18 protein-coding genes are annotated in these 26044 nt (G+C 71.9%); 10 read left to right on the top strand and 8 right to left on the bottom strand.

The window, feature by feature from the left end; all coding sequences use genetic code 11:
• Nucleotides 1–2 precede the first annotated feature (2 nt).
• The 4 genes from OG711_RS29650 to OG711_RS29665 form a co-directional block, all read right to left on the bottom strand.
• Nucleotides 3–935, bottom strand: coding sequence for a branched-chain amino acid ABC transporter permease (locus OG711_RS29650; protein WP_073790925.1), 933 nt, complete (start codon nt 933–935; stop codon nt 3–5).
• A 183-nt stretch (nt 936–1118) separates the two neighbouring features.
• Nucleotides 1119–2348 carry a branched-chain amino acid ABC transporter substrate-binding protein gene (locus OG711_RS29655; RefSeq protein ID WP_073790923.1) on the bottom strand — a complete coding sequence of 410 codons (1230 nt, stop codon included), beginning with the start codon at nt 2346–2348 and terminating at the stop codon, nt 1119–1121.
• Between the two features lie 1451 nt (nt 2349–3799).
• Nucleotides 3800–4264, bottom strand: a complete 465-nt coding sequence (locus OG711_RS29660; protein ID WP_266514177.1) for a PaaI family thioesterase — start codon at nt 4262–4264, stop codon at nt 3800–3802.
• 86 nt (nt 4265–4350) lie between these two features.
• Nucleotides 4351–6630: an FdhF/YdeP family oxidoreductase gene (locus OG711_RS29665; protein ID WP_329561551.1), complete on the bottom strand. Its 2280-nt coding sequence runs from the start codon at nt 6628–6630 to the stop codon at nt 4351–4353.
• 138 nt (nt 6631–6768) lie between these two features.
• Between OG711_RS29665 and polA the strand changes: the two genes are divergently transcribed.
• From polA to OG711_RS29680, 3 genes are all read left to right on the top strand, one after another.
• A complete protein-coding gene (gene polA / locus OG711_RS29670; RefSeq protein WP_329561553.1) occupies nt 6769–9498 on the top strand; it encodes a DNA polymerase I in 2730 nt (909 codons plus the stop codon).
• A 633-nt stretch (nt 9499–10131) separates the two neighbouring features.
• On the top strand, nt 10132–10551 hold the full coding sequence (locus OG711_RS29675; protein ID WP_073790913.1) for a hypothetical protein: 420 nt from the start codon (nt 10132–10134) through the stop codon (nt 10549–10551).
• A 303-nt stretch (nt 10552–10854) separates the two neighbouring features.
• On the top strand, nt 10855–12699 hold the full coding sequence (locus OG711_RS29680) for a lytic transglycosylase domain-containing protein (RefSeq protein WP_329561555.1): 1845 nt from the start codon (nt 10855–10857) through the stop codon (nt 12697–12699).
• Nucleotides 12700–12944: 245 nt separating this feature from the next.
• Here the strand turns inward: OG711_RS29680 and OG711_RS29685 are convergent, their stop codons facing one another.
• A complete protein-coding gene (locus OG711_RS29685; protein ID WP_329561557.1) occupies nt 12945–15686 on the bottom strand; it encodes an ATP-dependent RNA helicase in 2742 nt (913 codons plus the stop codon).
• Nucleotides 15687–15826: 140 nt separating this feature from the next.
• Entirely contained in the window at nt 15827–16711 is an 885-nt protein-coding gene (locus tag OG711_RS29690) for a class I SAM-dependent methyltransferase (protein ID WP_329564131.1), read from the bottom strand.
• A 324-nt stretch (nt 16712–17035) separates the two neighbouring features.
• Here OG711_RS29690 and rpsA point away from each other — a divergent pair, with 324 nt between their 5' ends.
• From rpsA to OG711_RS29710, 4 genes are all read left to right on the top strand, one after another.
• Nucleotides 17036–18550 (top strand): 30S ribosomal protein S1, encoded by a 1515-nt coding sequence (rpsA, locus tag OG711_RS29695; protein WP_073790903.1) that lies wholly within the window; start codon nt 17036–17038, stop codon nt 18548–18550.
• A gap of 261 nt (nt 18551–18811) precedes the next feature.
• Entirely contained in the window at nt 18812–19750 is a 939-nt protein-coding gene (locus OG711_RS29700; RefSeq protein ID WP_099283446.1) for a PAC2 family protein, read from the top strand.
• 82 nt (nt 19751–19832) lie between these two features.
• Complete coding sequence (coaE, locus tag OG711_RS29705; RefSeq protein WP_329561561.1) at nt 19833–20441, top strand: dephospho-CoA kinase; 609 nt, start codon at nt 19833–19835, stop codon at nt 20439–20441.
• A gap of 114 nt (nt 20442–20555) precedes the next feature.
• Nucleotides 20556–20936: a tetratricopeptide repeat protein gene (locus tag OG711_RS29710; protein WP_073790897.1), complete on the top strand. Its 381-nt coding sequence runs from the start codon at nt 20556–20558 to the stop codon at nt 20934–20936.
• A 32-nt stretch (nt 20937–20968) separates the two neighbouring features.
• On the opposite strand, the gene OG711_RS29715 is transcribed toward OG711_RS29710, so the two are convergent.
• Nucleotides 20969–21229: a DUF6343 family protein gene (locus OG711_RS29715; protein WP_329564133.1), complete on the bottom strand. Its 261-nt coding sequence runs from the start codon at nt 21227–21229 to the stop codon at nt 20969–20971.
• A 259-nt stretch (nt 21230–21488) separates the two neighbouring features.
• On the opposite strand from OG711_RS29715, the gene OG711_RS29720 reads away from it, so the two are divergent.
• Together OG711_RS29720 and OG711_RS29725 are read left to right on the top strand one after the other, a co-directional pair.
• Nucleotides 21489–22409 (top strand): acyltransferase domain-containing protein, encoded by a 921-nt coding sequence (locus OG711_RS29720; protein ID WP_329564135.1) that lies wholly within the window; start codon nt 21489–21491, stop codon nt 22407–22409.
• A gap of 83 nt (nt 22410–22492) precedes the next feature.
• Entirely contained in the window at nt 22493–23170 is a 678-nt protein-coding gene (locus OG711_RS29725; RefSeq protein ID WP_073790895.1) for a class I SAM-dependent methyltransferase, read from the top strand.
• A 239-nt stretch (nt 23171–23409) separates the two neighbouring features.
• Here OG711_RS29725 and OG711_RS29730 read toward each other — a convergent pair whose 3' ends face one another.
• Nucleotides 23410–24156: an RNA-binding S4 domain-containing protein gene (locus tag OG711_RS29730; RefSeq protein WP_329561564.1), complete on the bottom strand. Its 747-nt coding sequence runs from the start codon at nt 24154–24156 to the stop codon at nt 23410–23412.
• A gap of 210 nt (nt 24157–24366) precedes the next feature.
• Here OG711_RS29730 and OG711_RS29735 point away from each other — a divergent pair, with 210 nt between their 5' ends.
• On the top strand, nt 24367–25905 hold the full coding sequence (locus tag OG711_RS29735; RefSeq protein ID WP_329561566.1) for a YfcC family protein: 1539 nt from the start codon (nt 24367–24369) through the stop codon (nt 25903–25905).
• The last annotated feature ends 139 nt before the right edge of the window (nt 25906–26044 follow it).

Raw genomic sequence — 26044 nt, forward strand, 5'->3', positions numbered from 1 at the left:
GGTCACGCCCTGTCCGCGACGCGTTCGCCGAGCAGGCCCTGGGGCCTGAGCAGGAGGACGAGGATGAGGAGGCAGAAGGCCCAGACGTTGGCCCAGCTGGCGCCGCCGAGCTGCTGGAGACCGGGTATGCCGTCGATGTAGGCGCTGGCGAGGGTCTCGGCGATGCCGAGGACGATTCCGCCGAGCATGGCGCCGTAGATGTTGCCGATGCCGCCGAGGACGGCCGCGGTGAAGGCCTTGAGGCCCATGATGAAGCCCATGCGGTACTCGACATGGCCGTACTTGAAGCCGTACGCGATGGCGGCGACGGCGGCGAAGAAGCCGCCGATGGCGAAGGCGATGACGATGATGCGGTTGGTGTCGATGCCCATGAGCTGCGCGGTGTCGGGGTCCTGCGCGGTGGCCTGCATGGCGCGGCCGGTGCGGCTGCGGCGGACGAAGAGCGCGAGGCCGGTCATGCAGACGGCGGCGATGGAGATGAGGAAGATGTCGGCGTTGGTGACGGTGAGGCTGCCGATCTCGTAGCTGCCTTTGCCGAGTTCGGGGAAGACACGGGCCTTGTCGGCCTTGGGGTAGAAGTTGCGCACGACCTCCTGGAGGGCCAGGGAGAGGCCGATGGCGGTGATGAGGGGTGCTAGTCGTGGTGCTCCGCGCAGGGGTCTGTAGGCGAAGCGTTCGGCTCCTACGGCGAAGAGGATGGCTATGAGTCCGCCGCCGATGAGCATCAGGGGCAGGGCCGCCCAGACCGAGGTGCCGGCGGGCAGGACGTAGGCGTAGACGGTGAGCGCGCCGAAGCCGCCGATCATGAAGATCTCACCGTGCGCGAAGTTGATGAGCTGGACGATGCCGTAGACCATCGTGTAGCCGATGGCGATCAGGCCATACATCGAGCCGAGGAGCAGCCCGTTGGCCAGCTGCTGCGGCAGAGTGTTCACCGCGTGGCCTCCATTGTCGCTGGGGGTAGGCAGGGTGGGGTCAGACGAGGGGCCGCGCGGTTGGGGTCTGCCTTCCGCGCGGCCCTGGCACTGCCGTTGTCGTCTGCTGGTGCGGTGGTGCGGTGGTGCGGTGGTGCGGTGGTGCGGTGGTGCGGTCGTGCTGTGGGGCGCGAGGCGGGTGTGTCAGCCGTTGTAGGTGCCGGTCTTCACGGCTTCCCACTTGCCGCTCTTGACCTGGTACACGGTGAGCTGCTTGTTGGCGGTGTCGCCGTACTCGTCGAAGGAGACCTTGCCGGTGATGCCTTCGAAGTTGCTCTTGCCGACCTCTTCGACGACCTTCGCGCGGAGTTCCTTGCCGCCGGGCAGCTTGCCGTCGTTGCCTTCCTTGATGGTCTTGACGGCGTTGATGATGGCGTTGGCGGCGTCGTACGAGTAGCCGCCGTAGGTGCCGTAGGTGCCCTTGTAGCCCTTGGACTTGTAGGTCTCGATGAAGGTCTTGGCGGCGGGGAGGGTGTCGACGGGGACACCGACGGAGGTCACCACGTCGCCTTCGGAGGCGCCGCCCGCGGTCTCGATGTAGGTGGGGCTGAACATGCCGTCGCCGCCGAAGAGCGGGATCTTGACGCCGGCTTCCTTGAGCTGCTTGGTGATGAGCTGGGACTCGTCGTACTGGCCGCCGTAGTAGACGAGGTCGGCCTTGGCGGCCTTGATCTTGGTGACGAGGGCCCCGAAGTCCTTGTCGCCGGTGTTGATGCTGTCGGTGCCGCCGACCTTGCCGCCGAGCTCCTCGAACTGCTCGCGGAAGATCTTGGCGAGACCGGCACCGTAGGTCTGCTTGTCGTCGACGACGAAGACCCGCTTCTTCTTCATGCCTTTGAACGCGTAGTCGGCCGCGAAGCCGCCCTGGAGGGCGTCGGTGGTGGCGGTGCGGAAGTAGGTGGTGTACGGGCGCTTCTTGGTACCGCTCTGCCAGTCCTTGCCCTGGGTCAGCTCGGGGTTGGTGTTGGAGGGCGAGATCTGTACCAGGTTGGCGGAGGCGAAGACCTGCTGCATGGACTGGGCGACGCCCGAGTTGAGGGGGCCGACGACCCCGACGACCTTGCTGTCGCCGACGAGGGCGGTGGCGTTCTGCTGGCCGGTGGCCGGCTGCGCCTTGTCGTCGAGGGCCTTGATCTGGAATTTCACCCCGGGGACGACCTTCTTGGCGTTGGCGTCGTCGACGGCGATCTGGACGCCGTACTGGATGCCGAGTCCGGTCGCGGAATTCTCGCCGGAGAGGGGTGCGTCGACACCGATGGTGATGGTGGTGGTGGCGTCGCCGTCGCCGTTGTCCCCGGAGCCGCCTTCGTCCCGTGATCCACAGGCGGTGAGGGTGAGCGCTCCTGTGGTGAGAACGGAGGTGAGTATCAGCAAAGAACGCTGTCGCACAATCAGTCCTTTCCGCCGACACGTCCGTCCCTGTTTGGGCCGAAACATTGTCGTGCTGGTACCGAACTCCCGATGGAGCGGTGACTGGCGGTGACTCTAAGCCTGACCCCTGGCCTGGGGCAGTGGCGTGGGCGTGCTTGTGACTCTCTTGTTATGACGGGCCGGAATTTGCGATTCCACTCTGCGGTCCGTGGACGGCTTCGGCGGTTTCTCCGTGTGGTCCACATTCTGAGAGTGCGCACTTCCGCTTAGTGGTGCGCCGGACACCGGAGAGCGGGCACTTGATGATCATTTGGGCCCCCCGGGAAAGATCCACTATCTAGATGCCTATAGCATCGAGATGTTTAGCCGGTATTGCTGCCGTGTTACGTAGCGTGATGTCGCACAGGCCCGGATCGGCATTCAGTGGTACTTCCGATTGAACGCCCCTTTATGTCCGCTCCGGAGTGTGCAAAATACGCCGGTGTTCCCGTCGGCGAGCGGATTGGGTGGCGGTGCGACGGTGCAGTCGTGGGAATCCGGTGAATCCCGAATCGGGGGAATGTGTGCCGCGTGGGGCGTATGGGGTCGGAGCACCCCCGCGCTGACCGGCGCGTACGCGCTCCCGGGCCTTCCCGGTCCTTCCTGGTGGTACGTCCCGTGCGGGGCCGCGCTGTTGGAGGAGGGTGGGGCCGGAAAGCGGGGGGAGTGGGGGAGTTCACGCCCGTATGGCGCGATTTCCTACCCGGACGGGTGCCCGTTTTCCGGACGGGAGCGCGCTACCGACCTGTTCAACCCGGTTGGTGGTCCACCCGGTTGAGGCCCCGCCGGACCCGCCCAGGGCCGGCTGCGGCGGACGTCCCGGCCCTGGTGCGGCCGGTGTGCGATCCGGTGCGATCCGGCCGCGATGTCCACGCGCGCCCATGGGGGTCATGTGCGGAACGTGGTGGGACGGGTGGGAAGCGTGAGGGTTGTCGGTGGAGGGTCCGGACCCGGTGAACATTTCGCAGGGTGACGGACCTGGTGCCGTGCCCGGGGCACTGTTCGTCCGCAAGTGCCGTGGGGGAGTGCTGAAACGTTCACTCGGGCGCCCACCGGACACACCGGTCCGCATTCTGGACACTTGTGCGCGGGAGTGGCGGGCGCGGGCGCTTTGTCCGGTCGGCGACGGGGGCTGGGGCCGGAAGCCGGGGGCCAGGGCCGGGTGCTGGGGGTCGGAGGTCGGGGCCGGACGGCTGTCGGCCGACACGTGCGCCGCCGCCGGGGCAGCCGGAATCCGGGCGACGGCCGATGTCCGCCCCTGTCCGCTCCTGACTCGGCTCCTGGCTCAGCCCTGAGTCGGCCTCTGAGGGGGCCTCTGAGTCGGCCCCGCCCCCGCCCGTGCCGGGATGGTCGCCGTCGGAGGGTTGCGGCGGGGGTGGCTCACGGCGGACCTCCGCACACCCCCCAGGGGGGGGCTACTTGGTGTCGCCGACCGTCCTGAGCAGGCAGGTGAGCCGTGCTGTGCACACCCGCTTGCCCGTCTCGTCGGTGATGACGATCTCGTAGGTCGCGGTGGACCGTCCCTGGTGGACGGGGGTGGCCACGCCGGTGACATCTCCGGAGCGCACCCCGCGGTGGTGGGTGCAGTTCAGGTCGACGCCGACGGCGATCTTCCCGGCGCCGCCGTGGAGCATGGCGCCGATGGAGCCCAGGGTCTCGGCGAGTACGGCGGAGGCGCCCCCGTGCAGCAGGCCGTAGGGCTGGGTGTTGCCCTCGACGGGCATGGTGCCGACGACGCGGTCGGCGCTCGCCTCCCCGATCTCGATGCCCATCCGGGTGCCGAGGTGTCCGGCGGAGAACAGGGAGGGAAGGTCGACGCCCAGGGCCGCGTACTCGTCGATGACTTCCTGCGGGAACTTCGCGGTGTGCTGCTCGCCCATGGGCCCGGCTCCGTTCGTGTTCGTCGTCGCGTGCGGTGTGCACCTGGTGGTGCGAACTGTTCTACCAGGTCCCGCTGAGCGAACGCTTAGGGGGTACGGGATGGTTCCAGCCGGACGACGACGGATTTGCTCGCGGGCGTGTTGCTGGTGTCGGCGGTGGCGTCGAGGGGGACGAGGACGTTCGTCTCCGGGTAGTACGCGGCGGCGCACCCGCGCGCGGTGGGGTAGTGGACGACGCGGAACCCGTCGGCGCGCCGCTCGGTGCCGTCGCGCCATTCGCTGACGAGGTCGGTCAGGGAGCCGTCGGGGAAGCCGAGTGCGGTGGCGTCGTCGGGGTGGACGAGGACGACGCGCCGGCCGTTCTTGATACCGCGATAGCGGTCGTCCAGGCCGTAGATGGTGGTGTTGTACTGGTCGTGCGAGCGCAGCGTCTGGAGCAGGAGCCGTCCGGCGGGGAGCTTCGGGTACTCGACGGGCGCGGCGGTGAAGTTGGCCTTGCCGGTGGCGGTGGGGAAGCGGCGTTCGTCGCGGGGGGCGTGCGGGAGGGTGAAGCCGCCGGGGTGCGCGACACGGGCGTTGAAGTCCTCGAAGCCGGGCACGACGCGCGCGATGCGGTCGCGGATGGTGGCGTAGTCCCGCTCGAAGGTCTCCCAGGGGACGGCGCTGCGGGTGCCGAGGACGGCGCGGGCCAGGCGGCAGACGATGGCGGGTTCGGAGAGCAGGCCGGGGCTCGCGGGGGCGAGGCGTCCGCGGGAGGCGTGGACCATGCCCATGGAGTCCTCGACGGTGACGAACTGTTCGCCGCCGGCCTGGAGGTCGCGTTCGGTGCGGCCGAGGGTGGGGAGGATGAGGGCGCGTGCTCCGGTGACGGCGTGGGAGCGGTTGAGCTTGGTGGAGATGTGGACGGTGAGACGGGCGCGCCGCATGGCCGCTTCGGTGACGTCGGTGTCGGGTGACGCGGAGACGAAGTTGCCGCCCATGGCGAGGAACACCTTGGCGTCGCCGTCGCGCAGGGCGCGGATGGCGCGCACGACGTCGTAGCCGTGGGCGCGCGGGGGTGTGAAGCCGAACTCCTTCTCCAGGGCGTCGAGGAAGGCGGGGGCGGGGCGTTCGAAGATGCCCATGGTGCGGTCGCCCTGGACGTTGGAGTGACCGCGTACGGGGCACACCCCGGCGCCGGGGCGGCCGATGGCGCCGCGCAGCAGCAGGAGGTTGACGACCTCGCGGATGGTCGGGACGGCGTGCTTGTGCTGGGTGAGGCCCATGGCCCAGCAGACGACGGTGCGCCGGGAGGCGACGATCATCCGGAGGGCTTCCTCGATGGCGGGCCGGTCGAGCCCGGTGGCGGCGAGGGTGGTGTCCCAGTCGGCGTCCCGGGCGGTGGCGGCGAAGTCCTCGTAGCCGTGGGTGTGCTCGCGGACGAAGTCGTGGTCGACGGCGCCCTCGGTGTCGAGGAGGAGTTTGTTGAGCAGCCGGAACAGGGCTTGGTCGCCGCCGATGCGGATCTGGAGGAAGAGATCGGTGAGGGTGGTGCCCTTGGTGAGGCCGCCCAGGCTCTGGGGGTTCTTGAACTTCTCCATGCCCGCTTCGGGAAGCGGGTTGACGGTGATGATGCGGGCGCCGGCCCGCTTGGCCTTCTCCAGGGCGGAGAGCATCCGCGGGTGGTTCGTCCCGGGGTTCTGTCCGGCGACGATGATGAGGTCGGCCTGGTGGAGGTCGTCGAGCAGGACGCTGCCCTTGCCGACGCCGAGGGTCTCGGTGAGCGCGGAGCCGGACGACTCGTGGCACATGTTGGAGCAGTCGGGGAGGTTGTTCGTGCCGTACTCGCGGACGAACAGCTGGTAGAGGAACGCGGCCTCGTTGCTGGTGCGCCCGGAGGTGTAGAAGACGGCTTCGTCGGGCGAGTCGAGGGCGGTGAGCTCCTCGGCGATGATCGCGAAGGCGTCGTCCCAGCCGACGGGTTCGTAGTGGGTGGCGCCCGCGGGCAGGTGCATCGGCTGGGTGAGGCGGCCCTGCTGGCCGAGCCAGTAGCCGCTGCGGCCGGCGAGGTCGGCGAGGGAGTGCTCGGCGAAGAACGCGGGGGTGACGCGGCGGAGGGTGGCTTCCTCGGCGACGGCCTTGGCGCCGTTCTCGCAGAATTCGGCGGTGTGGCGTTCGTCGCCCTCGGGCCAGGCGCAGCCGGGGCAGTCGAAGCCGTCCTTCTGGTTGACGCGGAGCAGGGTGAGGGCGGTGCGGCGGACGCCCATCTGCTGCTGCGCCATGCGCAGGCTGTGGCCGACGGCGGGGAGCCCGGCAGCGTGGTGCGGGGGCGGGGTGACTCGGGGGGTGTCCTGTGCCGGGTCGCTGCGGGGTGCTTCGCTGGCCATCTCGGCTCCTCGTCGAGCGCGTGTGCCGTTCGCCGTCCGTGATCGGCGGTCGTCCGATCCTCGCACGGGGGTGTGACAGCCGGTGGGCGCGGTCGGGAGCGGGGCCGGGTGTCAGTGGGGCGTGGCAGGATCGGGGGCGTGGCAGATTCAGCATCGAAGAAGACCGGGACGGCGGCGGGCGCGGGCAGCGGCGACCGGCCGCGGCTGCTCCTGATGGACGGGCACTCGCTGGCGTATCGCGCGTTCTTCGCGTTGCCCGTGGAGAATTTCACGACGGCCGCGGGTCAGCCGACGAACGCGATCTACGGTTTCGCGTCGATGCTGGCGAACACGCTGCGTGACGAGGCGCCCACGCACTTCGCGGTGGCGTTCGACGTGTCGCGCAAGACGTGGCGGTCGGAGGAGTTCGCGGAGTACAAGGCGAATCGTTCGAAGACGCCGGACGAGTTCCGGGGACAGGTGGAGCTGATCGGGGAGCTGCTCGACGCGATGCACGCGGTGCGGTTCGCGGTGGACGGCTTCGAGGCGGACGACGTGATCGCGACGCTGGCGACACGTGCGGAGGCCGAGGGTTTCGAGGTCCTGATCGTCACGGGAGACCGGGACTCGTTCCAGTTGGTCAGCGAGCACACGACGGTGCTGTACCCGACGAAGGGCGTGTCGGAGCTGACGCGCTTCACTCCGGAGAAGGTCCAGGAGAAGTACGGGTTGACGCCCGCGCAGTATCCGGACTTCGCCGCGCTGCGGGGTGACCCGTCGGACAATCTGCCGGGTATCCCGGGGGTGGGGGAGAAGACCGCGGCGAAGTGGATCAATCAGTTCGGTTCGTTCGCGGAGCTGGTGGAGCGGGTCGACGAGGTCAAGGGCAAGGCCGGGCAGAACCTCCGGGACCATCTGGAGGCGGTGCGGCTGAACCGCCGGCTGACGGAGATGGTGCGGGACGTGGAGCTGCCGCGCTCGGTGCCCGAGCTGGAGCGCGCGCCGTACGACCGCACGGCGGTGGCGATGGTGCTGGACACGCTGGAGATCCGTAATCCGTCGTTGCGGGAGCGGCTGCTGGCCGTCGACCCGGGTGCGGTGGAGGAGCAGCCGCAGGTCGAGGCGGGTGTCGAGGTCGACGGCGCGGTGCTGGCGACGGGCGAGGTCGCCCCCTGGCTCGCGGAGCACGGTGGTGAGCCGCTGGGCATGTCGGTGGTGGACACCTGGTCGCTGGGTGCGGGCACGGTCTCCGAGATCGCGTTGGCCGCGGCGGGCGGCGCGGCCGCGTGGTTCGACCCGGCGCAGCTGGACGAGGCCGACGAGCAGGCGTTCGCGCGCTGGCTTGCCGACGGCGGGCGGCCGAAGGTGCTGCACAACGCGAAGAGCGTGATGCGGGTCTTCGCGGAGCACGGCTGGTCGGTGGCGGGCATCTCGATGGACACGGCGCTGGCCGCGTATCTGGTGAAGCCGGGCCGTCGTTCCTTCGCGCTGGACGCGTTGACGCTGGAGTACCTGGGGCGGGAGCTGGTTCCCGCGTCGGCGTCGGACGGCCAGTTGGCCTTCGGCGCGGACGAGCAGGCGGAGGCGGACGCGCTGATGGTGCAGGCGCGTGCCGTGCTGGACCTGGGCGGCGCGTTCGAGGGGCGGCTGGCGGAGGTCGGCTCGGCGGAGCTGCTGCGGGACGTGGAGCTGCCCACCTCGGAGCTGCTGGCGCGGATGGAGCGGCACGGCATCGCGGCGGACCGGGCGCATCTGGAGTCGATGGAGCAGATGTTCGCGGGCGCCGTGCAGCAGGCGGTGAAGGAGGCGCACGCCTCGGTGGGCCATGAGTTCAACCTGGGTTCGCCGAAGCAGCTCCAGGAGGTGTTCTTCGGCGAGCTGGACCTGCCGAAGACGAAGAAGACGAAGACGGGCTACACGACCGACGCGGACGCGCTGGCGTGGCTGGCCGGGCAGACGGACCACGAGCTGCCGGTGATCATGCTGCGCCACCGTGAGCAGGCGAAGCTGCGGGTCACGGTCGAGGGTCTGATCAAGACGATCGCCGCGGACGGCCGTATCCACACCACGTTCAACCAGACGGTCGCGGCGACGGGCCGGCTGTCGTCGACCGATCCGAACCTCCAGAACATCCCCGTCCGTACGGACGAGGGCCGCGCGATCCGGCGCGGGTTCGTCGTCGGTGAGGGTTTCGAGTCACTGATGACGGCGGACTACAGCCAGATCGAGCTGCGGGTGATGGCTCATCTGTCGGAGGACGCGGGACTGATCGAGGCGTTCACCTCCGGTGAGGATCTGCACAGCACGGTCGCCTCGCAGGTGTTCGGTGTCGAGCGGTCCGCGGTGGACGCGGAGATGCGCCGCAAGATCAAGGCGATGTCGTACGGCTTGGCGTACGGTCTGTCGGCCTTCGGCCTGTCGCAGCAGCTGAACATCGAGGCGGCGGAGGCCCGCGGCCTGATGGACACCTACTTCGAGCGTTTCGGCGGGGTCCGCGAATACCTCCACCGTGTCGTGGAGGAGGCCCGCGCCACCGGCTACACGGAGACGTGGCTGGGCCGTCGCCGGTATCTGCCGGATCTGAACAGCGACAATCGTCAGCGCCGTGAGATGGCCGAGCGGATGGCCCTGAACGCGCCCATCCAGGGCACGGCGGCGGACATCGTGAAGATCGCCATGCTGAACGTCGACCGCGCGATGGGCGAGGCCGGGCTCACCTCCCGGATGCTGCTCCAGGTCCATGACGAAATCGTCCTGGAGATCGCGCCGGGCGAGCGGGCGGCCACGGAGGAGCTGGTCCGCCGCGAGATGGCGGCGGCCGTGGAGCTGAGGGCCCCGCTGGACGTCTCGGTGGGCGTGGGCCCGGACTGGGAGTCCGCAGCCCACTGACGGCACCGGGCGCGGCCCTGTCCTCCTCCTCCCCACAGCGCGGAGAAGGAGGAGACCAGGCCCGCGCCCACCCCAGCACACCCTCCCCACGCCCGCCCCGCACGGCGACAAGAGCGACGACCGGCCGTGCCCCTTCAGGGTCGCGGGGAACCGCGCACCCACGTCCGCCCCGCACGGGAACAAGGTACGGCGACCGGCCGTGCCCCTTCAGGGGCGCGGGGAACTGCGCCCCACGTCCGACCCACACGGAGACAACAGCGGCGACTGGCCGTGCCCCAAGGGTCGCGGGGAACCGCGCACCCACGTCCGCCCCGCACGGGAACAAGGTACGGCGACCGGCCGTGACCCAAGGGGCGCGGGGAACTGCGCCCCACGTCCGACCCGCACAGCCACGAAGACGCCCACCGGTGATCCCCAGGCACGAACACCAAGGTGCGAGAGGAGACCCAACAGACACGCGCAGCGGGAACCAGGGCCGGGCCGGGCCCGGTACGGACGACCCGGGGACGGGGACGGGGACGGGGCCGGGGACGTGCCGGTGCCGGAGGAATCGGGCTTCCGCAAGACCGACGGAGTCACCCGCTTGGACTGCTCCCCGGGCCCCTCCGCCCCCGCACCGGGAGGATGCCGTCCATGGGCCTCCACCTCCGCGCGAGCCTCACGGCCGGCGCCGCCACCGTGACGGCGGCGGTCCTCGGGCCGATATCCGCCCTCGGCACCGCCGCCGAGCGCGTGCGGTCCGCCGCCCTGCGCCGCGCCGGTCAGGAGCGGGACCCCGCCGCCCCGGTGTCCAAGGGCGCCGGGGCGGCGCTCTCGTGGTCGGCCCGGCTGCGGGCGTCGCGATCCCCGGCGGGTCCTCGCTGTCCGCAGGCGAGTGTCCGCCGTGAGCGGTCGGGCGGCGGGCCGCGTGAGCTGCTGCGGGCGGCCGCCCGACGGCGGGCGGCGTTCGTGCGCCGCACCCGGGGCGCGGCCGGTCCGGTCACGCGCCGCGCGTCCGGTGGGACGCCCACCTCGGGCCCGACGGCCGCTCCGCCGTCGGCTGCCGGGGACTGACGAAGGCGCCGCAGGGCACCCGCACGGCACCCGTCCCGCACACACAGCGCATACACGGCACCCGCATGCGCCCCGCACATCTGACAACCCGTATGCCGGTGACTCCCGCCGAACTGTTCCGGCGTATGTCCCACTCAGCGTCCGACTTCACGTATTCGCTTACCCCCACCGGTGAACGAACCGCCCCAAACCGGGCGCGAACGGGTGCCCAGGCAAAGCAAGTTGCCGTAGGGTCGCCAGCGTCGGAGCGTGCGCGGGACGGTGCGCTCCGCATCTGGTCACCGATGAGAAGGGGAGCCGGGAATGGCGGCGTACATCGGCCGGAGGCTGCGCAAGGGAGCGGCGACCACCGCTGTTGCGGCGGTCGTGGTGGCGGCGTTGTCCGCCTCGGGCGCCCCCGGAGCGCAGGGGGTCACCGACCCGGCGTCCGGGTTGCAGACCTCCGACAGTGCGCCAGGACCGGACGACGGTGATCATTCCGCCACCGGCGACTCGCCCTACTACACCGAACTCCCGCCGCTGAAGAGCCCCACGGTACCGCCCACGATCGGTGACCCGATCAGTCGGGGCGGCTCCGAGGCGGGCATCCCGGCGACCGTCCTCGACGCCTACAAGCGGGCCGAGGCGTCCATGAGGCTGTCCCAGCCGGAGTGCAACCTGCCCTGGGAACTGCTCGCGGCGATAGGCAAGGTCGAGTCCGGTCACGCCCGGGGCGGACGGGTCGACGGGAACGGGACGACGACCACGCCGATCCTCGGCCCGGTGCTCGACGGCAACGGCTTCGCGAACATCAGCGACACCGACAACGGTGCCTTCGACGGTGACGCCACCCATGACCGGGCCGTCGGCCCGATGCAGTTCATCCCGTCCACCTGGGGCGAGGGCGGCCCGACCGGTGACGGATGGGGCGCCGACGCCAACGGCGACGGCAAGCGCGACCCCAACAACATCTACGACGCCACCCTCGCCGCCGGGCGCTATCTCTGCGCGGGCGGCCGCGATCTGTCCGCTGCCGACGAGCTGCGTGCGGCCATCCTCAGCTACAACCGGTCCACCGAGTACGTGAACACCGTGCTGTCGTGGCTGGAGTACTACCGCAAGGGCAGCCACGAGATCCCCGACGGCACGGGCACCCTTCCGGCGGACCGCAGCGATCGCACCCCCGACCGCACGCCTTCTCCCGCCTCCGGGACGCCCCGCCCCGGCTCCTCCGCGCCCGACCGGCCCGGCACCCGCCCCGGCGCCGGCTCCACTCAGGACCCCGAGCGGCCCGGCTCCGGGCCCGGGACATCGCCCGGGCCCTCGGTCCCCGGCGGCAGCCCGTCGCCCGGTCCGACCACCCCGCCCACCAAGCCGCCGGGCAGCGGCGGGCCCACCACGCCTCCCACCACACCACCGACCACTCCGCCCACCAAGCCCCCGACCAGCCCGCCGACGACGACGCCCACCCCGACCGACACCGTCGCCCGGCTGGAGAACGCGGGCGGCGCCACGATCACCGCGACGGCCGGCGAGTCCTTCCCCCGTCCTGTGAAGGTGCGGGCCGAGACCTCGGCGGGGGACCCGGTCGCGAAGGTGCGAGTGCGGTTCACCGTCGCCGGTGACACCGACACCGCCTTCCCCGGCGGCGAGAGCGTCGCCACGGTGGTGACCGACAGCGCCGGTGTCGCCACCGCGCCCGCGCTCCTCGCGGGGGAGAAGGCGGGTGGCTTCACGGTCCGCGCCGTCGTCGTCGGACGCGCGGTCGCCGCCGCCGAGGTCAAGGCGACCGTCACCGCCCGTCAGGCCGACGCCCTGGTACGCGTCGGCGACAAGGAACTCGTCTGCTCGCCCGGCGGCGAGTTCGCCGACGCCGTCGTCCTCAAGGCCACCCGCAAGGGCGCCGCCGCCGGTCGCGTCGCCGCCACGGCCACCCTGGTCAAGGCCGCCGCCGACCCCGCCGTCAACGACAAGGGCCCCCACTTCAAGGACGCCGACGGCAAGCCGGTCCGCGAACTCACCGCCCTCGTCACCGACAAGGACGGCGTGCTCCAGCTGCCGAAGCTCCACGCCGACGAGACCACCGGTACGTTCCTGCTGCGTGTCACCACCACCGGGGGCGCCACCCTCACCGTCGAACTGAAGGTCGCGGCCCCTCCGGCAACCTGACCCACGGCACACCTCCCGCCCGCCCCCGCGTCCACCGGCACCACGGACCCGGGGGCGCCGCCGTCCGCACCCCGCACCGTCCCCCGGACCGGCGCCCCCGCCAGTCGCCCGCCCTCAGCCAGCCGCGCTCACCCCGGGGCAGCCGCGCCCGCCCCGGGGCAGTCGCGCTCACTCCGGGGCACACCCCGGACCCGGCGATGCCCTGCCTCCGCTCAACCTCAGCTCCGGCAATGCCCCGCCTCCGGTCAGCCCCGGGGCCCGGCGGCGTCCCGGCCCCGTGCCCGCGCGCTCGTGTGCCGGGTGGGTGGTGCCGCGGTCGGGTCCTCGGGCCACGGATGCTTCGGATAGCGGCCCCGCAGCTCCGCCCGCACGGCGCGATAGCCCTCCGCCCAGAACGACGCCAGATCCCCGGTGACCGCCGCGGGACGCCCGGCGGGCGAGAGCAGATGCACCAGCACCGGTACCCCCGCCACCTCCGGAGTCCTCGCCAGACCGAACATCTCCTGCAACTTCACCGCCAGCACCGGCCGTTCCGCGTCCGAGTAGTCCACCCGGACCCGCGACCCGCTGGGCACCTGGATGCGCTCCGGCGCCAACGAGTCCAACCGGGCCGCCTCCCCGCTCGCCCACGGCAGCAGCCGGGTCAGCGCCCGGCCGGCGTCGATCCGCGCGAGATGCGCCCGCCCCCGGGCACGCCCCAGCTCGGGCTCCAGCCACTCGTGGGCACGCGCGGTCAACGCCTCGTCCGACACGTCCGGCCAGCCCCCGCCCACCGTGCGGTGCAGGAACGCCAGCCGCTCCCGCAGCCCCATCGCGTCCCGGTCCCACCGCAGCAGACCCAGCCCTTCCCGCCGCAAGCCCTCCACCAGTGCCTCCCGCACCAGCGCGGGAGCCGGTCGGGCCAGCGGACGGACCACCAGCTCCACCGCGCCGAGCCGCTCCACCCGGCGGGCCACCAGGTCCCCGTCGGTCCAGGCCACCTCCTCGCCCTCACCGTGCAGGGACCCCGCCGCCCGCCGGGCGATGTCCTCGTCGACGACCGCGGCGAGCCGCACCCGCGCGTGCCCCGCCCCCGCGGGCCGGTCCGCGACCGCCACCGCCAACCACGGCACCCCCCGCAGAGCCGAAGCGCCGCCCAGCTCCGCGCGTGTCCCCGACACCATCCGGTAGTCGCCCTCGGCCCGCTCCCGGGCCAGCCGCTCGGGAAACGCCAGCGCCACCACCAGCCCCCCGGCGGCGTCCGCCGCGTCACCCCCACGCCCCGGCCCCCCGTCACCCGCCCCGCCTTGACCCGACGAGCGCACCGCCTGTCCGTCGCCCACCCCGCCCGCGGGGCCGGACAAACGCCCCGGCCCCGCGTCCCCCTCCCCGACCGGTCCCGTCGAGTGCGCGAGACCCCCGTCAGCCTCTCCGCCCCGGCCGGACGAACGCGGCCGACCCGCGCCCCCTGACCTGCCCCGGCCGGACGGCCCGGTTTCCGCGTCACCCACCGCCGCGGTGAGTCTGCGCACCTCCTGGCGCCAGCGCGCGCCGTACCCGTCGACGCCGCGCCGGGCCTCCCGCCACGCCGCCGTCAGATCGTCCCCGTAGTCCCGGGGCGGCTCCTCGCTCAGCAGCGCGACCACCTCGGCCGCCCGGCGCGCGCCGAGTTCCGCCGCGCCGTCCAGCAGTGCCCGCCCCAGCCGGGGATGCAGCCCCAGCCTCGCCATCCGCAGCCCCCGGTCGGTCACCCGTCCCGAATCCGTGTGGACCGCGCCGATCGCGGTCAGCACCGACCGGGCCGCCGCCATCGCCCCGCCCGGCGGGGCGTCCAGCAGCGCCAGACCCGTGGCCTGCGGATCACCCCACACGGCGGCCTGCAACGCGAACGCCGTCAGATCGGCGACCTTGATCTCCGGCGCCGGGAACCCCGGCAACCGCTCGTGCTCCGCCGCGGTCCAGCAGCGGTACACCGCGCCCGGCGCCTGCCGCCCGGCCCGGCCCGCGCGCTGCCGGCCGGTCGCGCGCGACGCCCGCACCGTCGTGAGCGACCCCAGACCCCGCGCGTGGTCCATCCTCGGCTCGCGCGCGAGCCCCGAATCCACCACGACCCGTACGCCCGGCACCGTCAGGCTGGACTCCGCCACCGAGGTCGTGAGGACCACCCGCCGTCCGGATCCGCCCGCCAGCACCGCGTCCTGCACGGCGGCCGGTGCCCGCCCGTGGACCTGGAGGATCTCCACCCCCTCCGTCCCCGCCAACTGGCCCGCCACCCGGGCGATCTCACCCACCCCGGGCAGAAAGCACAGCACGTCGCCCTCCCGCTCCGTGAGGGCACGCCGCACCACCGACGTCACATGGGTCAGCAGCACCGGATCGACCCGGGTGCCCTGCGGCGGACGCACCACCCGCGACGGCGGCGCCCACACCACGTCCACCGGATGCGACGTCCCCGCCGCCTCGATCACCGGCGCCCCGCCCAGCAGCCGCGCCCATCCGCTCGCGTCGGTCGTCGCCGACGCGGCCACCAGGCGCAGATCGGGGCGCAGCGCCCCCCGTACATCCAGCAGGAACGCCGCCGTGGTGTCGGCGTCCAGATGCCGCTCATGGCACTCGTCGAGCACCACGGTGTCCACCCCGGACACCTCCTGGTCCCGCTGGAGGCGCTGGAGCAGTACGCCCGTCGTCACGACCTCGACCCGGGTGCGCGGCCCGACGGACCGCTCCCCGCGCACCGTGAATCCGACGCTCTCCCCGACCTTCTCGCCCAGCAGCCAGGCCATCCGCCGGGCGGCGGCCCGCGCCGCGATCCGCCGGGGCTCCGCGACGACGACCCGCCGGGCCGGGCCGCCGCCGACCAGCCCGGCGAGCGCCAGCGGCACCAGGGTCGTCTTACCGGTCCCGGGCGGTGCGCACAGCACCGCCGTGCCCTCGCTGTCCAGGGCCGACATCAGCGCGGGAACGGCGTCGCGTACCGGGAGACGGTCGAGTGCGTCGGTTCGGATCATGCGGCCAGTGTGGTGCCTCGGCGAAATCGGTGTGCGCGGTTGTCCACAGGCACGGCAGGATCAACGGATCGTATGACTTACGCCGATCCCACCAGGTCGGGCGGCCGTGCGACGGGCGGGCTCCGCCGGATTCCCGGGGCTCAGTCGTCCCGGTCGCACACGAAGATCGCCGTGCCGGGGATCAGATGTCCCCGCAGCGGGGACCAGCCGCCCCACTCCTCCCGGTTCCACAGCGGCCACTCCGGTTCCACCAGGTCCACCAGCCGGAATCCGCCGGCCACCACGTCCCGTACCCGGTCGCCGACCGTCCGGTGGTGCTCGACGTACACGGCGTCGCCGTCCTCGTCCTGCTCCACGTACGGCGTGCGGTCGAAGTAGGACGCCGATACCGACAACCCCTCCGGGCCCGGCTCGTCGGGGAAGGACCACCGGATCGGGTGGGTCACCGAGAACACGAAACGGCCGCCGGGCCGCAGCACCCGGCGCACCTCCCGCAGCACCGCCACCGGGTCCGCGACGAACGGCAGTGCCCCGTACGCCGAGCACGCCAGGTCGAACGAGCCGTCGCGGAACGGCAGGGTCCCCGCGTCGGCCTCCACCAGCGCCACGCCGTCGCCGCCGATCCGCAGCGCGTGCTGGAGCTGCCGGTGCGAGAGGTCCAGCGCCACCGGCAGTGCCCCCTGGGCGGCCAGCCAGCGTGAGCACTGGGCGGCCCCCGCGCCGATCTCCAGCACCCGCCGGTCCTTGAGACCGGCCGCCGGGGCCAGCAGCCGCGCGTCCGCCTCGTCCAGTCCCTCGGGGCCCCAGACGAAGCGGTCGTCCCCGAGGAACGCGCCGTGATCGCTCTGGTACTCGTCGGCGTTGCTGTCCCACCAGCCGCGGTTCGCGCGGCTGCTCTCCGTGCCCGAGACGGTACGCCGGGTGGCTTCCGGTTCGGGCTGTTCGGACTCTTGGATGATCGGCTCCCTCGTCGTACTCTTCCGTCCAACCGCCGTGGGGGCCCCGCGTTCCGGCCGCGTCGGCATGAGGCGCGGTACGGCTGCCGCGGCCTCACGGATCAGTTCTTGTGCCGGGTATGCGGCGATCCGCCCCGGGTGTGCGTCTTCGCGCATTGACCCTGTCCGGCTGCCCCCGTATGCTACAAGTTGCGCTGCGAGCCTGCGCTCCTCAGACAGAGCAGGCTGCGCTCGCGTCTGTTGTATGTCCTTTCGGTTCTTGAGGTGTGTTTCCGGGTCCCTTCGGGGAAGCGGGGGCGTGCCTTTCAGGCTGTCCGGCTTCTTCAGAGCGACAACGGCTCCCGGCGTAGCAGTACCTACGACTTCAATGTCCGTACCGGAGCCCTTTCCCACATGACGAGCAGCACCGAGACCACCGCAACCACCCCGCAGGTAGCGGTCAACGACATCGGTAACGAGGAAGCCTTCCTCGCCGCGATCGACGAGACGATCAAGTACTTCAACGACGGCGACATCGTCGACGGCGTCATCGTGAAGGTCGACCGGGACGAGGTCCTGCTCGACATCGGTTATAAGACCGAAGGTGTCATCCCGAGCCGCGAGCTCTCGATCAAGCACGACGTCGACCCCAATGAGGTCGTCGCCGTCGGTGACGAGATCGAAGCCCTTGTCCTTCAGAAGGAGGACAAGGAAGGCCGCCTGATCCTCTCGAAGAAGCGTGCCCAGTACGAACGTGCCTGGGGCACCATCGAGAAGATCAAGGAAGAGGACGGCATCGTCACCGGTACCGTCATCGAGGTCGTCAAGGGTGGTCTCATCCTCGACATCGGCCTCCGTGGCTTCCTCCCGGCCTCCCTGGTCGAGATGCGCCGTGTCCGCGACCTCCAGCCGTACGTCGGCAAGGAGCTCGAAGCCAAGATCATCGAGCTGGACAAGAACCGCAACAACGTGGTCCTGTCCCGCCGTGCCTGGCTGGAGCAGACGCAGTCCGAGGTCCGCCAGACGTTCCTCACCACCCTCCAGAAGGGCCAGGTCCGTTCGGGCGTCGTGTCCTCGATCGTCAACTTCGGTGCCTTCGTGGACCTGGGTGGCGTCGACGGACTCGTCCACGTCTCCGAGCTCTCCTGGAAGCACATCGACCACCCCTCCGAGGTTGTCGAGGTCGGTCAGGAAGTCACCGTCGAGGTTCTCGACGTGGACATGGACCGCGAGCGTGTCTCCCTGTCGCTCAAGGCGACGCAGGAAGACCCGTGGCAGCAGTTCGCCCGGACGCACCAGATCGGTCAGGTCGTCCCCGGCAAGGTCACCAAGCTCGTTCCGTTCGGTGCGTTCGTCCGCGTGGACGAGGGCATCGAGGGCCTGGTCCACATCTCCGAGCTGGCCGAGCGCCACGTGGAGATCCCGGAGCAGGTCGTCCAGGTCAACGACGAGATCTTCGTCAAGGTCATCGACATCGACCTTGAGCGCCGCCGCATCAGCCTTTCGCTGAAGCAGGCCAACGAGTCCTTCGGCGCCGACCCGGCCTCGGTCGAGTTCGACCCGACGCTCTACGGCATGGCCGCGTCGTACGACGACCAGGGGAACTACATCTACCCCGAGGGCTTCGACCCCGAGACCAACGACTGGCTCGACGGGTACGAGAAGCAGCGCGAGGAGTGGGAGCGCCAGTACGCCGAGGCGCAGTCCCGCTTCGAGCAGCACCAGGCCCAGGTCATCAAGTCCCGCGAGGCCGACGCGCAGGCCGCTGCCGAGGGTGGCGACAGTGCCGCTGCTCCGGCCGCGTCCGGTGGCAGCGGTGGCGGTGGCGGCGGTTCGTACTCCTCGGAGTCCGCGGACAACTCCGGTGCCCTGGCTTCGGACGAGGCGCTCGCCGCGCTTCGCGAGAAGCTGGCCGGTGGCCAGAGCTGACGCTTGACCTCAGGCGCTAGTCGCTGATGTTGTCGGGCCCGCACCCTCCGGGGTGCGGGCCCGACGCTGTTTCCACCGCCGCCCGCCGGGGACAACCACTACGCGCGCGTGCCCGTCGGCACCGTCGCGGGTGCGGACCGGCCGGTATGCCACCCAGGAGTGTCCGGGCGGACGGATGAGCGAGCGGGTGCCGACCGGCCGGACGGGGAATGCCTCCGCTCCGCAGCGTGTTCTGACTGAGGGACACGAGGAGGAGCGGCTGTGCTTGATCCGCAGGGTTTGTACGCTTGGGAACCGAAGGGCCTGGCCGTCGTCGATGTGGCGCTCGCCCAGGAGTCCGCCGGACTGGTGATGCTGTACCACTTCGACGGATACATCGACGCGGGGGAAGCCGGTGACCAGATCGTCGAACGGCTGCTGGAGTCGCTGCCTCACCAGGTCGTCGCCCGTTTCGACCACGACCGACTGGTGGACTACCGCGCACGGCGCCCCCTGTTGACGTTCCGGCGTGACCGCTGGACCGCCTACGAGGTGCCCTCTCTGGAGGTGCGTCTGGTGCAGGACACCACCGGCGCGCCCTTCCTGCTGCTGTCCGGCCCCGAACCGGACATCGAGTGGGAGCGCTTCGCCGCCGCCGTCCAGCAGATCGTCGAACGGCTCGGTGTGCGCCTCGCGGTGAACTTCCACGGCATCCCCATGGGCGTCCCGCACACCCGGCCCGTGGGCCTCACCCCGCACGGCAGCCGCACCGACCTGGTGCCCGGCCACCGCAGCCCCTTCGACGAGGCACAGGTGCCCGGCAGCGCCGAGTCCCTGGTCGAGTACCGCCTCATGGAAGCGGGCCACGACGTCCTCGGGGTCGCCGCGCACGTCCCGCACTACATCGCCCGCTCCCCGTACCCGGACGCGGCCCTCACCGTCCTCGAAGCCATCACCTCCGCGACCGGCCTGGTCCTGCCGAGCATCGCGCACTCCCTGCGCACCGAGGCGCACCGCACCCAGAACGAGATCGACCGGCAGATCCGGGAGGGCGACGAGGAACTGGTCGCCCTCGTCCAGGGGCTGGAGCACCAGTACGACGCGGCGGCCGGCGCCGAGAGCCGCGGCAACATGCTCGCGGAACCCACCGACATCCCCTCCGCCGACGAGATCGGCCTGGAGTTCGAGCGCTTCCTCGCGGAACGCGAGGGCGACGGCTGACCCCGCCCGGCAACCCTCCTCACGGCCACCCCGCGCGCGGGGTGGCCGTCGGGCGTCCAGGGGCAGGGCCTAAGCTGCGGGCATGCTGACTGTGGGCCTGACCGGGGGTATCGGCGCCGGGAAGAGCGAGGTGTCGCGGCTGCTCGTGGAGCACGGCGCGGTCCTTGTCGACGCGGACCGGATCGCCCGGGAAGTGGTCGAGCCGGGAACCCCCGGGCTGGCCGCCATCGTCGACGCCTTCGGCGAGCAGGTGCTCGCCGAGGACGGTTCGCTGGACCGCCCCGCCCTGGGCGCGATCGTCTTCGCCGACGCCGACCGGCTCGCCGTCCTCAACGGCATCGTGCACCCCCTGGTCGGTGCTCGCTCCGCGGAGCTGAAGGCTGCCGCCCCCGACGACGCGGTCGTGGTGCAGGACGTCCCGCTCCTCACGGAGAACGGCCTCCAGGACCGGTACGACCTGGTGATCGTGGTGGACACGAGCCCCGCCACCCAGCTCGACCGGCTGGTACGGCTGCGCGGCATGACCGAGGCGGACGCCCGCGCGCGGATGGCCGCGCAGGCCACCCGCGCCCAGCGGCTGGCCATCGCCGACATCGTGATCGACAACGACGTACCCCGCGGCGAGCTGAGCGCGCGTGTGACGGAGGTCTGGGCCGAACTCCTGCGGCGTGCCACCATGAAGTCCGGCTGACCGCCGGGGCCCGCCCCGGCCGGTGTGCCCGCGCACTCCGGCGCGGACCGGCCGCCGGGAATATGCCCGCGCGTGAGGGGCGTTGAAGCGGGGAGCGAGGGGAAGGAATGGGTCGTGCCCGAGCGCAGCGGATCAACCCGACGTACGCCGGAAACTCTTGTCATCGACTTCCGCGCCGCCGAACACCTCCTGGCCGCGCGTGACCCCCGGGGAGCCGTGAAGCTCCTCGACCCGGTCATCGCCGCCCACCCGGAGAACACCGCGGCCCGGTTGCTGCGCGCGCGTGCCTTCTTCGCCGCGGCCCAGCTGAGGCCCGCGGAGCTGGAGTTCACGATCGTGCTGGAGCGGGAGCCGGACAACGCCTTCGCGCACTTCGCGCTGGCCCGCACCTATGAGCGGGCCGGCCGCCCCGAGCAGGCCGTACGGCACTTCCGGCTCGCCGCCGCGCTGGATCCCAACCCCGATTACCTGGCCGCGGCCCACTTCGACGACTGACCGGGCCCCGGTCCCGACCGGCACCGGGCGCGTCAGCGGTCCGACGGCGGCTGGTAGGGCGGGATGTCCCGGCCGGGCTGGAAGTGCGGGCCCTGGCGGATGTGCCGGACCACCACGACCATGTCGACGACGGTGATCAGCCACAGGGTGGCGCAGGCCGCCGCCCAGCCGGGATGACCGATCAGGACGAAGGCCACCGTCCCGGCGACCGCCCAGATCATCCCCCACAGGCTCAGCCAGAACCGCATACGCAGGGGACTGCGCGCGGTCATCGGTTCACTGCCCGTACGCATCACGCTCATCACTCCTGACTGCAACGTACCTCTGTTCCCGGCGCGGCGGGCACCCGGGCGACGGACGCCCGGCACACCGGCCGGGCACTTCCGCTGGCCGTGGCGCGTTCCCAGTGCGACAACGGGGACCGTCGGACGGGGGACGATCATGGGAGCCGAGGACGGGGGCGGCCCGGTGGTGGAGGCGGTGCGCGCGGACGAGTGGGGCGCGCGCTGGCTGGCGGAGCTGGAGCGGCCGGAGGTCGCACGGCTGACGGCCGTGCTGCCGGAGGCCGGGGAGCTGCCGGAGATCCTGCTGGACCTCGCGGTGCCGCACGAGTCGGTCAACGAGCTGGTCGCCCTGCGCCGTCGTTTCGATCGGGAACCGCAGTGGCGATGGCTGCTGGACCGCGCGCTGAGCGGGCTGCTCCACCGGCCCGACGAGCCCGGTGCGGCCATCGGGCCCGGCACCCCACCGGTCGACGATCCGCTGGGCCGCTGCTTCCCGGTCTTCGTGTACCTGGCGGCGCTGCCGCACGCCCTGGCCCATCACCGGCGCCACGGCGTCGACCCGGAGGTGTCCCGGCGCACCCTCGCCGATCTAGGCCGGCAGATCGCCCTCCACCGCGGACGGCACGGCCGTACGGGACTGTCGACGCCCCGTTGGCCCTCGCTGCACTTCAGAGGCGAGCTGTACCAGCTGGGGCGGCTCCAGTTCCAGCGCACGGTGCTCACGGAGAAGCTCGCGCCCCTGGTGACGGCGGCCGGTGCGGCTCCGGGGCCCGACGCCCCCGCCCTGGATCTGCACATCCCCGACTTCCTCGGACCACTGTCGCCCGACGCGGTCGAGCGGTCGCTGGAGCTGGCCCGCGCCTTCTTCCCGCGCCACTATCCGCAGGAGGACCACCAGGTCGCCATGTGCGCCTCCTGGCTGCTGGACCCGCAGCTCAGGGCGTATCTGCCGGCCGATTCCAACATCGTCGCGTTCCAGCGGCGGTTCAGACCCGCCCCCCTCGATCCGGAACCGGACGACGAGGGTCCGATCCGTTTCGTCTTCGGTGAGGTGGTACCGCTGTCCGAGCTGCCGCGGCGGACGACGATGGAGCGGGCGATCGGCGACCATCTGCGGTCCGGGGGGCACTGGCACTTCGGGCGGGGCTGGTTCCCGCTGCGGGACGGCGCCGGGTCACTGCCCGTCTGAGCGTGGGAGGTTGACGCGTTCCGCTCGTACGGACCGGGAACCGCCGTGACGGGCTGGTTCGTTGGGCCGGTATGAGCCTTTGGATGCGTGAGGGATACGACGGATCAGGACCCGGGGCGATCACTCCGGACGGCTGCTCGGTGGAGGTGTACGCGCGGCTGCCGCTCTACGGCGAGCCCGACATCATCGCCGCGGCGGTACCGGAGGCGGCCCGGCTGCTGGAACTCGGCTGCGGGGTAGGGCGGATGACCGGACCCCTGGTGGAGCGCGGCTTCACCGTGACCGCCGTCGACGAGTCCGCGGAGATGCTGGAGCGGGTCCGCGGCGCGCGTACGGTCCGCAGCCCCATCGAGAGCCTGGAGCTGGGAGAGCTGTTCGACGCGGTGACACTGACGTCGTTCCTGGTCCACGCCGGGGACGAAGGAGTACGCCGGGGACTGCTCGACACCTGCCGTCGCCATATCGGTGACGACGGCTGTGTGATCATCCAGCGGGAGCCCCTGGACCAGCGGGCCCGGCTGCCGTACGAGCGGGTCGACCCGGCCGGTTTCACCGTACGGATGAGCTCCGAGCCCGCGGGGGACGGGGTGGATCTGATGCGGGCGGAATATGTGTTCCCCGACACCGTGTGGCGGCAGAGATTCCTGAGCCGCGCCCTCACCCGGGAGGCGTTCGAGGCGGCTCTGGCGGAGTCCGGGCTGAGGGTGGACCGGTACCTCACGGACGACGGGACCTGGGTGCGGGCCGTCCCCACCGCCTGAGACCGGTCTGGCCGCGAGCCACCCCACGCCGGGCCCCTGCCACGTACCAACCATTCCACCGTCGAGCTCCTCGTCACGTACGCGCCACCCCGCCGCCGAGCTCCTCGTCACGTATCGGACACCCCACCGCCGGGCCCCCGCGCCACGTACCCGGCTGCTCCAGCGCCGGGCCCCCGTCACGTACCGGGGGTTCCGGGTGGCTTCGGGTGGGGCGGCACCCGGCGCGTACCGCCGTGGGGTCAGCGGCGGCGGTCGCGGCGGTTGTGGCGGCCGTCACCGCTGTCGCGCGTGGTGTCGCCGCGCCGGGAGGTACGGGCCCGGGAGCCACGGTCCCCACGCTCCGCCCCGGCGGAACCGGCCGCCGCGAAGCCGTCCGGCTCCGCGGGTCCCCGGGTGATGCCCACGCCCCCGGCCTCCCGGAGCCGATCCATCTCCCGGCGGTCCCGCTTGGTGGGCCGTCCGGCACCCCGGTCCCGTACACCGGCCGGGGCGACCGCCTCCCGGGGCGGGGGCGGCGGGCTGTTGTCGAGAAAGCACTCGACCGCCGCCGGGGCGCCTACCCGTTTGCGGATGATCCGCTTCACGACGACCACCCGCTCGTGCCCGGCGTGCTTCAGCCGGACCTCGTCCCCGACCCGGAGCGCGTAGGCCGGTTTCACCCGCTCCCCGTTCACCCGGACATGGCCGCCCCGGCACGCCGCCGCCGCGAGGGAACGGCTCTTGACGAGCCGGACCGACCAGATCCAGACGTCCACCCGCACACTGCCCTGCGAGGGGTCGGGGGCGACCGTACGCCCGGCCGGTCCGCTGCCCACGGCGTCGGCCGCGTCCGACCCGTCCCCGTCGGCCATGTCCTCTTCGTCCCCGTGGAAGCCGTCCGAATTGTCCCCGTGCACCGGGTCCGTCGGGTCGGCGGAGCCTGTCCGGTCCACCCGGTCGGCCGGTCCACCGGCCGTCATCACGTCCACCACCGCGTCAGGAGCCATGACACGACCCTAGAGCCTGCCCCGCCGTGGACGCCGCGTGATATCCGCCCGAGCGGCCCACCCCGGATGCGTCCCCGTGTCCCGCCGGGAATCCTGGCAGCCGGTCGCCCGGCGGACCGGCGTCCCGGCCGGAGCGCACCCGGCGGGCGAGGCCGGAGGGAGAGCGCTCATGCGGGCCGAAGCCACCGCCGGGGCCGACGGGGCTCCCGGGTGAGCGGCAGCGGTACGGACACCCCGGTCCGGGAACCCACCGGGGAACCCGGCTGCCGGTTCGTGTTCCCCAGCGCGCTCACCGTGCTCGTCCTCGTCACGCTGGGGGTCTGGGCCCTCGCCTTCCTCGTCCCGCCCGGGACCTACGACCGGGACGACGACGGAGCCCCGGTCCAGGGCACCTACCATCGCGTCGACACATCGCAAAGCCTCACCGACCGGCTGAACGATCTGTTCCTCGCCCCGGTGAACGGCCTCTACGGCATCCTCGACCCCGGCTCCGGGCAGGTCGGCCCGACTTTCAGCGGAGAGCTGTACGGCAGCGCCGGGGTGTTCCTCTTCATCCTCGCGATCGGCGCGTTCATCACCGTCGTCTTCGCCACGGGCGCGCTGGAACGCGGTATCGAGCGGCTCGCGCACCGGCTGCGCAGCCGCGGGTCGCTGCTGATCGCGGGCATCATGCTCGTCTTCTCGGTGCTCGGCACGGTCGAGGGGTTCGCCGAGGAGACGCTCGGCTTCTACGGGCTGATCGTGCCGCTGATGCTCGCCCTCGGCTACGACCGGATGACCGCTGTCGGCACGATCATCCTCGGCGCCGGGGTCGGGGTGCTGTGCTCCACCGTCAACCCGTTCTCGACCGGGGTCGCCTCGTCCGCCGCCGGGATCTCCCTGGGGGACGGCATCGTGCTCCGGTTCGTGATGTGGGTGGTCCTCACGGCGGTGACCATCGGATACGTCGTCCGCTACGCGCGACGGGTGCTGGGGGACCCCGGCCGGTCGCTGTCGGGGTTCCTGCCGGGCGACCGCGAACAGATCGCCACCGGGGACGACGGCGGACCGGCCCCGGAACTGACGCGGCTGCACCGGACGGTCCTGGTACTGACGTGTCTGATCTTCTCGTTCATGATCTTCTCCGTGGTGCCCTGGTCCAGCGCGCTGACCGGCCGCGCCGACGCGACCCCGTACGGCTGGGAGCTCGGCTGGTCCTTCCCGGAACTGGCGGCGCTGTTCCTGGTGGCCGCGGTGCTCGTCGGGATCGTCGCCCGGATGGGGGAACCGGCCCTCAGCGCGACCGTCGTCCAAGGCGCGGCCGACTTCATCTCCCCGGCGCTGGTCATCGTCCTCGCCCGCGGGGTCACCGTGATCATGAACAACTCGCAGATCACCGACACCGTGCTGCACTCCATCGAGGGCATCGTGGCGGGCACCTCGTCGGGACTCTTCGCGGTGATCGTCTTCCTGGTGGATCTGCCGCTGGCGTTCCTGATCCCCTCCAGCTCCGGGCACGCGACGCTGGCCATGCCGATCCTGGCGCCGCTCGCCGACTTCGCCGGGGTGTCCCGCGCCGTCGTCGTCACCGCGTGGGCGGCGGCCAGCGGCTGGATGAACCTGTGGGTGCCCACCACCGCGGTCACCATCGGCGGGGTGGCCCTCGCGAAGGTCGGGTACAACCGCTATCTGCGGTTCGTCTGGCCGCTGCTCGCGATTCTCGCGGTGCTGATCTGCGGGTTCGTGGCCGTGGGCGCGGTCGTGAGCTGACGTGCCGGTGGCCGTGAGCTGATGTGGCGTCGGTCGCGAGCTGAGCGGCAGCGGGTCGTGAGCCGACCGGCCGCGCCGCGAGCCGCGCGGCTACGGAAGGGGTAACCGACCGCGGACGGGCCGGCCTTCCGTCCTGCCG

It is taken from the genome of Streptomyces uncialis, assembly GCF_036250755.1.
GTDB lineage: Bacteria > Actinomycetota > Actinomycetes > Streptomycetales > Streptomycetaceae > Streptomyces > Streptomyces uncialis.

Coding starts and splice junctions, on each gene's coding strand:
- OG711_RS29660 (WP_266514177.1), bottom strand. CDS start 4,264: ATGGGCGAGCAGCACACCGCGAAGTTCCCGCAGGAAGTCATCGACGAG.
- OG711_RS29665 (WP_329561551.1), bottom strand. CDS start 6,630: ATGGCCAGCGAAGCACCCCGCAGCGACCCGGCACAGGACACCCCCCGA.
- OG711_RS29675 (WP_073790913.1), top strand. CDS start 10,132: ATGGGCCTCCACCTCCGCGCGAGCCTCACGGCCGGCGCCGCCACCGTG.
- OG711_RS29680 (WP_329561555.1), top strand. CDS start 10,855: ATGGCGGCGTACATCGGCCGGAGGCTGCGCAAGGGAGCGGCGACCACC.
- OG711_RS29685 (WP_329561557.1), bottom strand. CDS start 15,686: ATGATCCGAACCGACGCACTCGACCGTCTCCCGGTACGCGACGCCGTT.
- OG711_RS29690 (WP_329564131.1), bottom strand. CDS start 16,711: ATGCCGACGCGGCCGGAACGCGGGGCCCCCACGGCGGTTGGACGGAAG.
- rpsA (WP_073790903.1), top strand. CDS start 17,036: ATGACGAGCAGCACCGAGACCACCGCAACCACCCCGCAGGTAGCGGTC.
- coaE (WP_329561561.1), top strand. CDS start 19,833: ATGCTGACTGTGGGCCTGACCGGGGGTATCGGCGCCGGGAAGAGCGAG.
- OG711_RS29715 (WP_329564133.1), bottom strand. CDS start 21,229: ATGCGTACGGGCAGTGAACCGATGACCGCGCGCAGTCCCCTGCGTATG.
- OG711_RS29725 (WP_073790895.1), top strand. CDS start 22,493: ATGCGTGAGGGATACGACGGATCAGGACCCGGGGCGATCACTCCGGAC.
- OG711_RS29730 (WP_329561564.1), bottom strand. CDS start 24,156: ATGGCTCCTGACGCGGTGGTGGACGTGATGACGGCCGGTGGACCGGCC.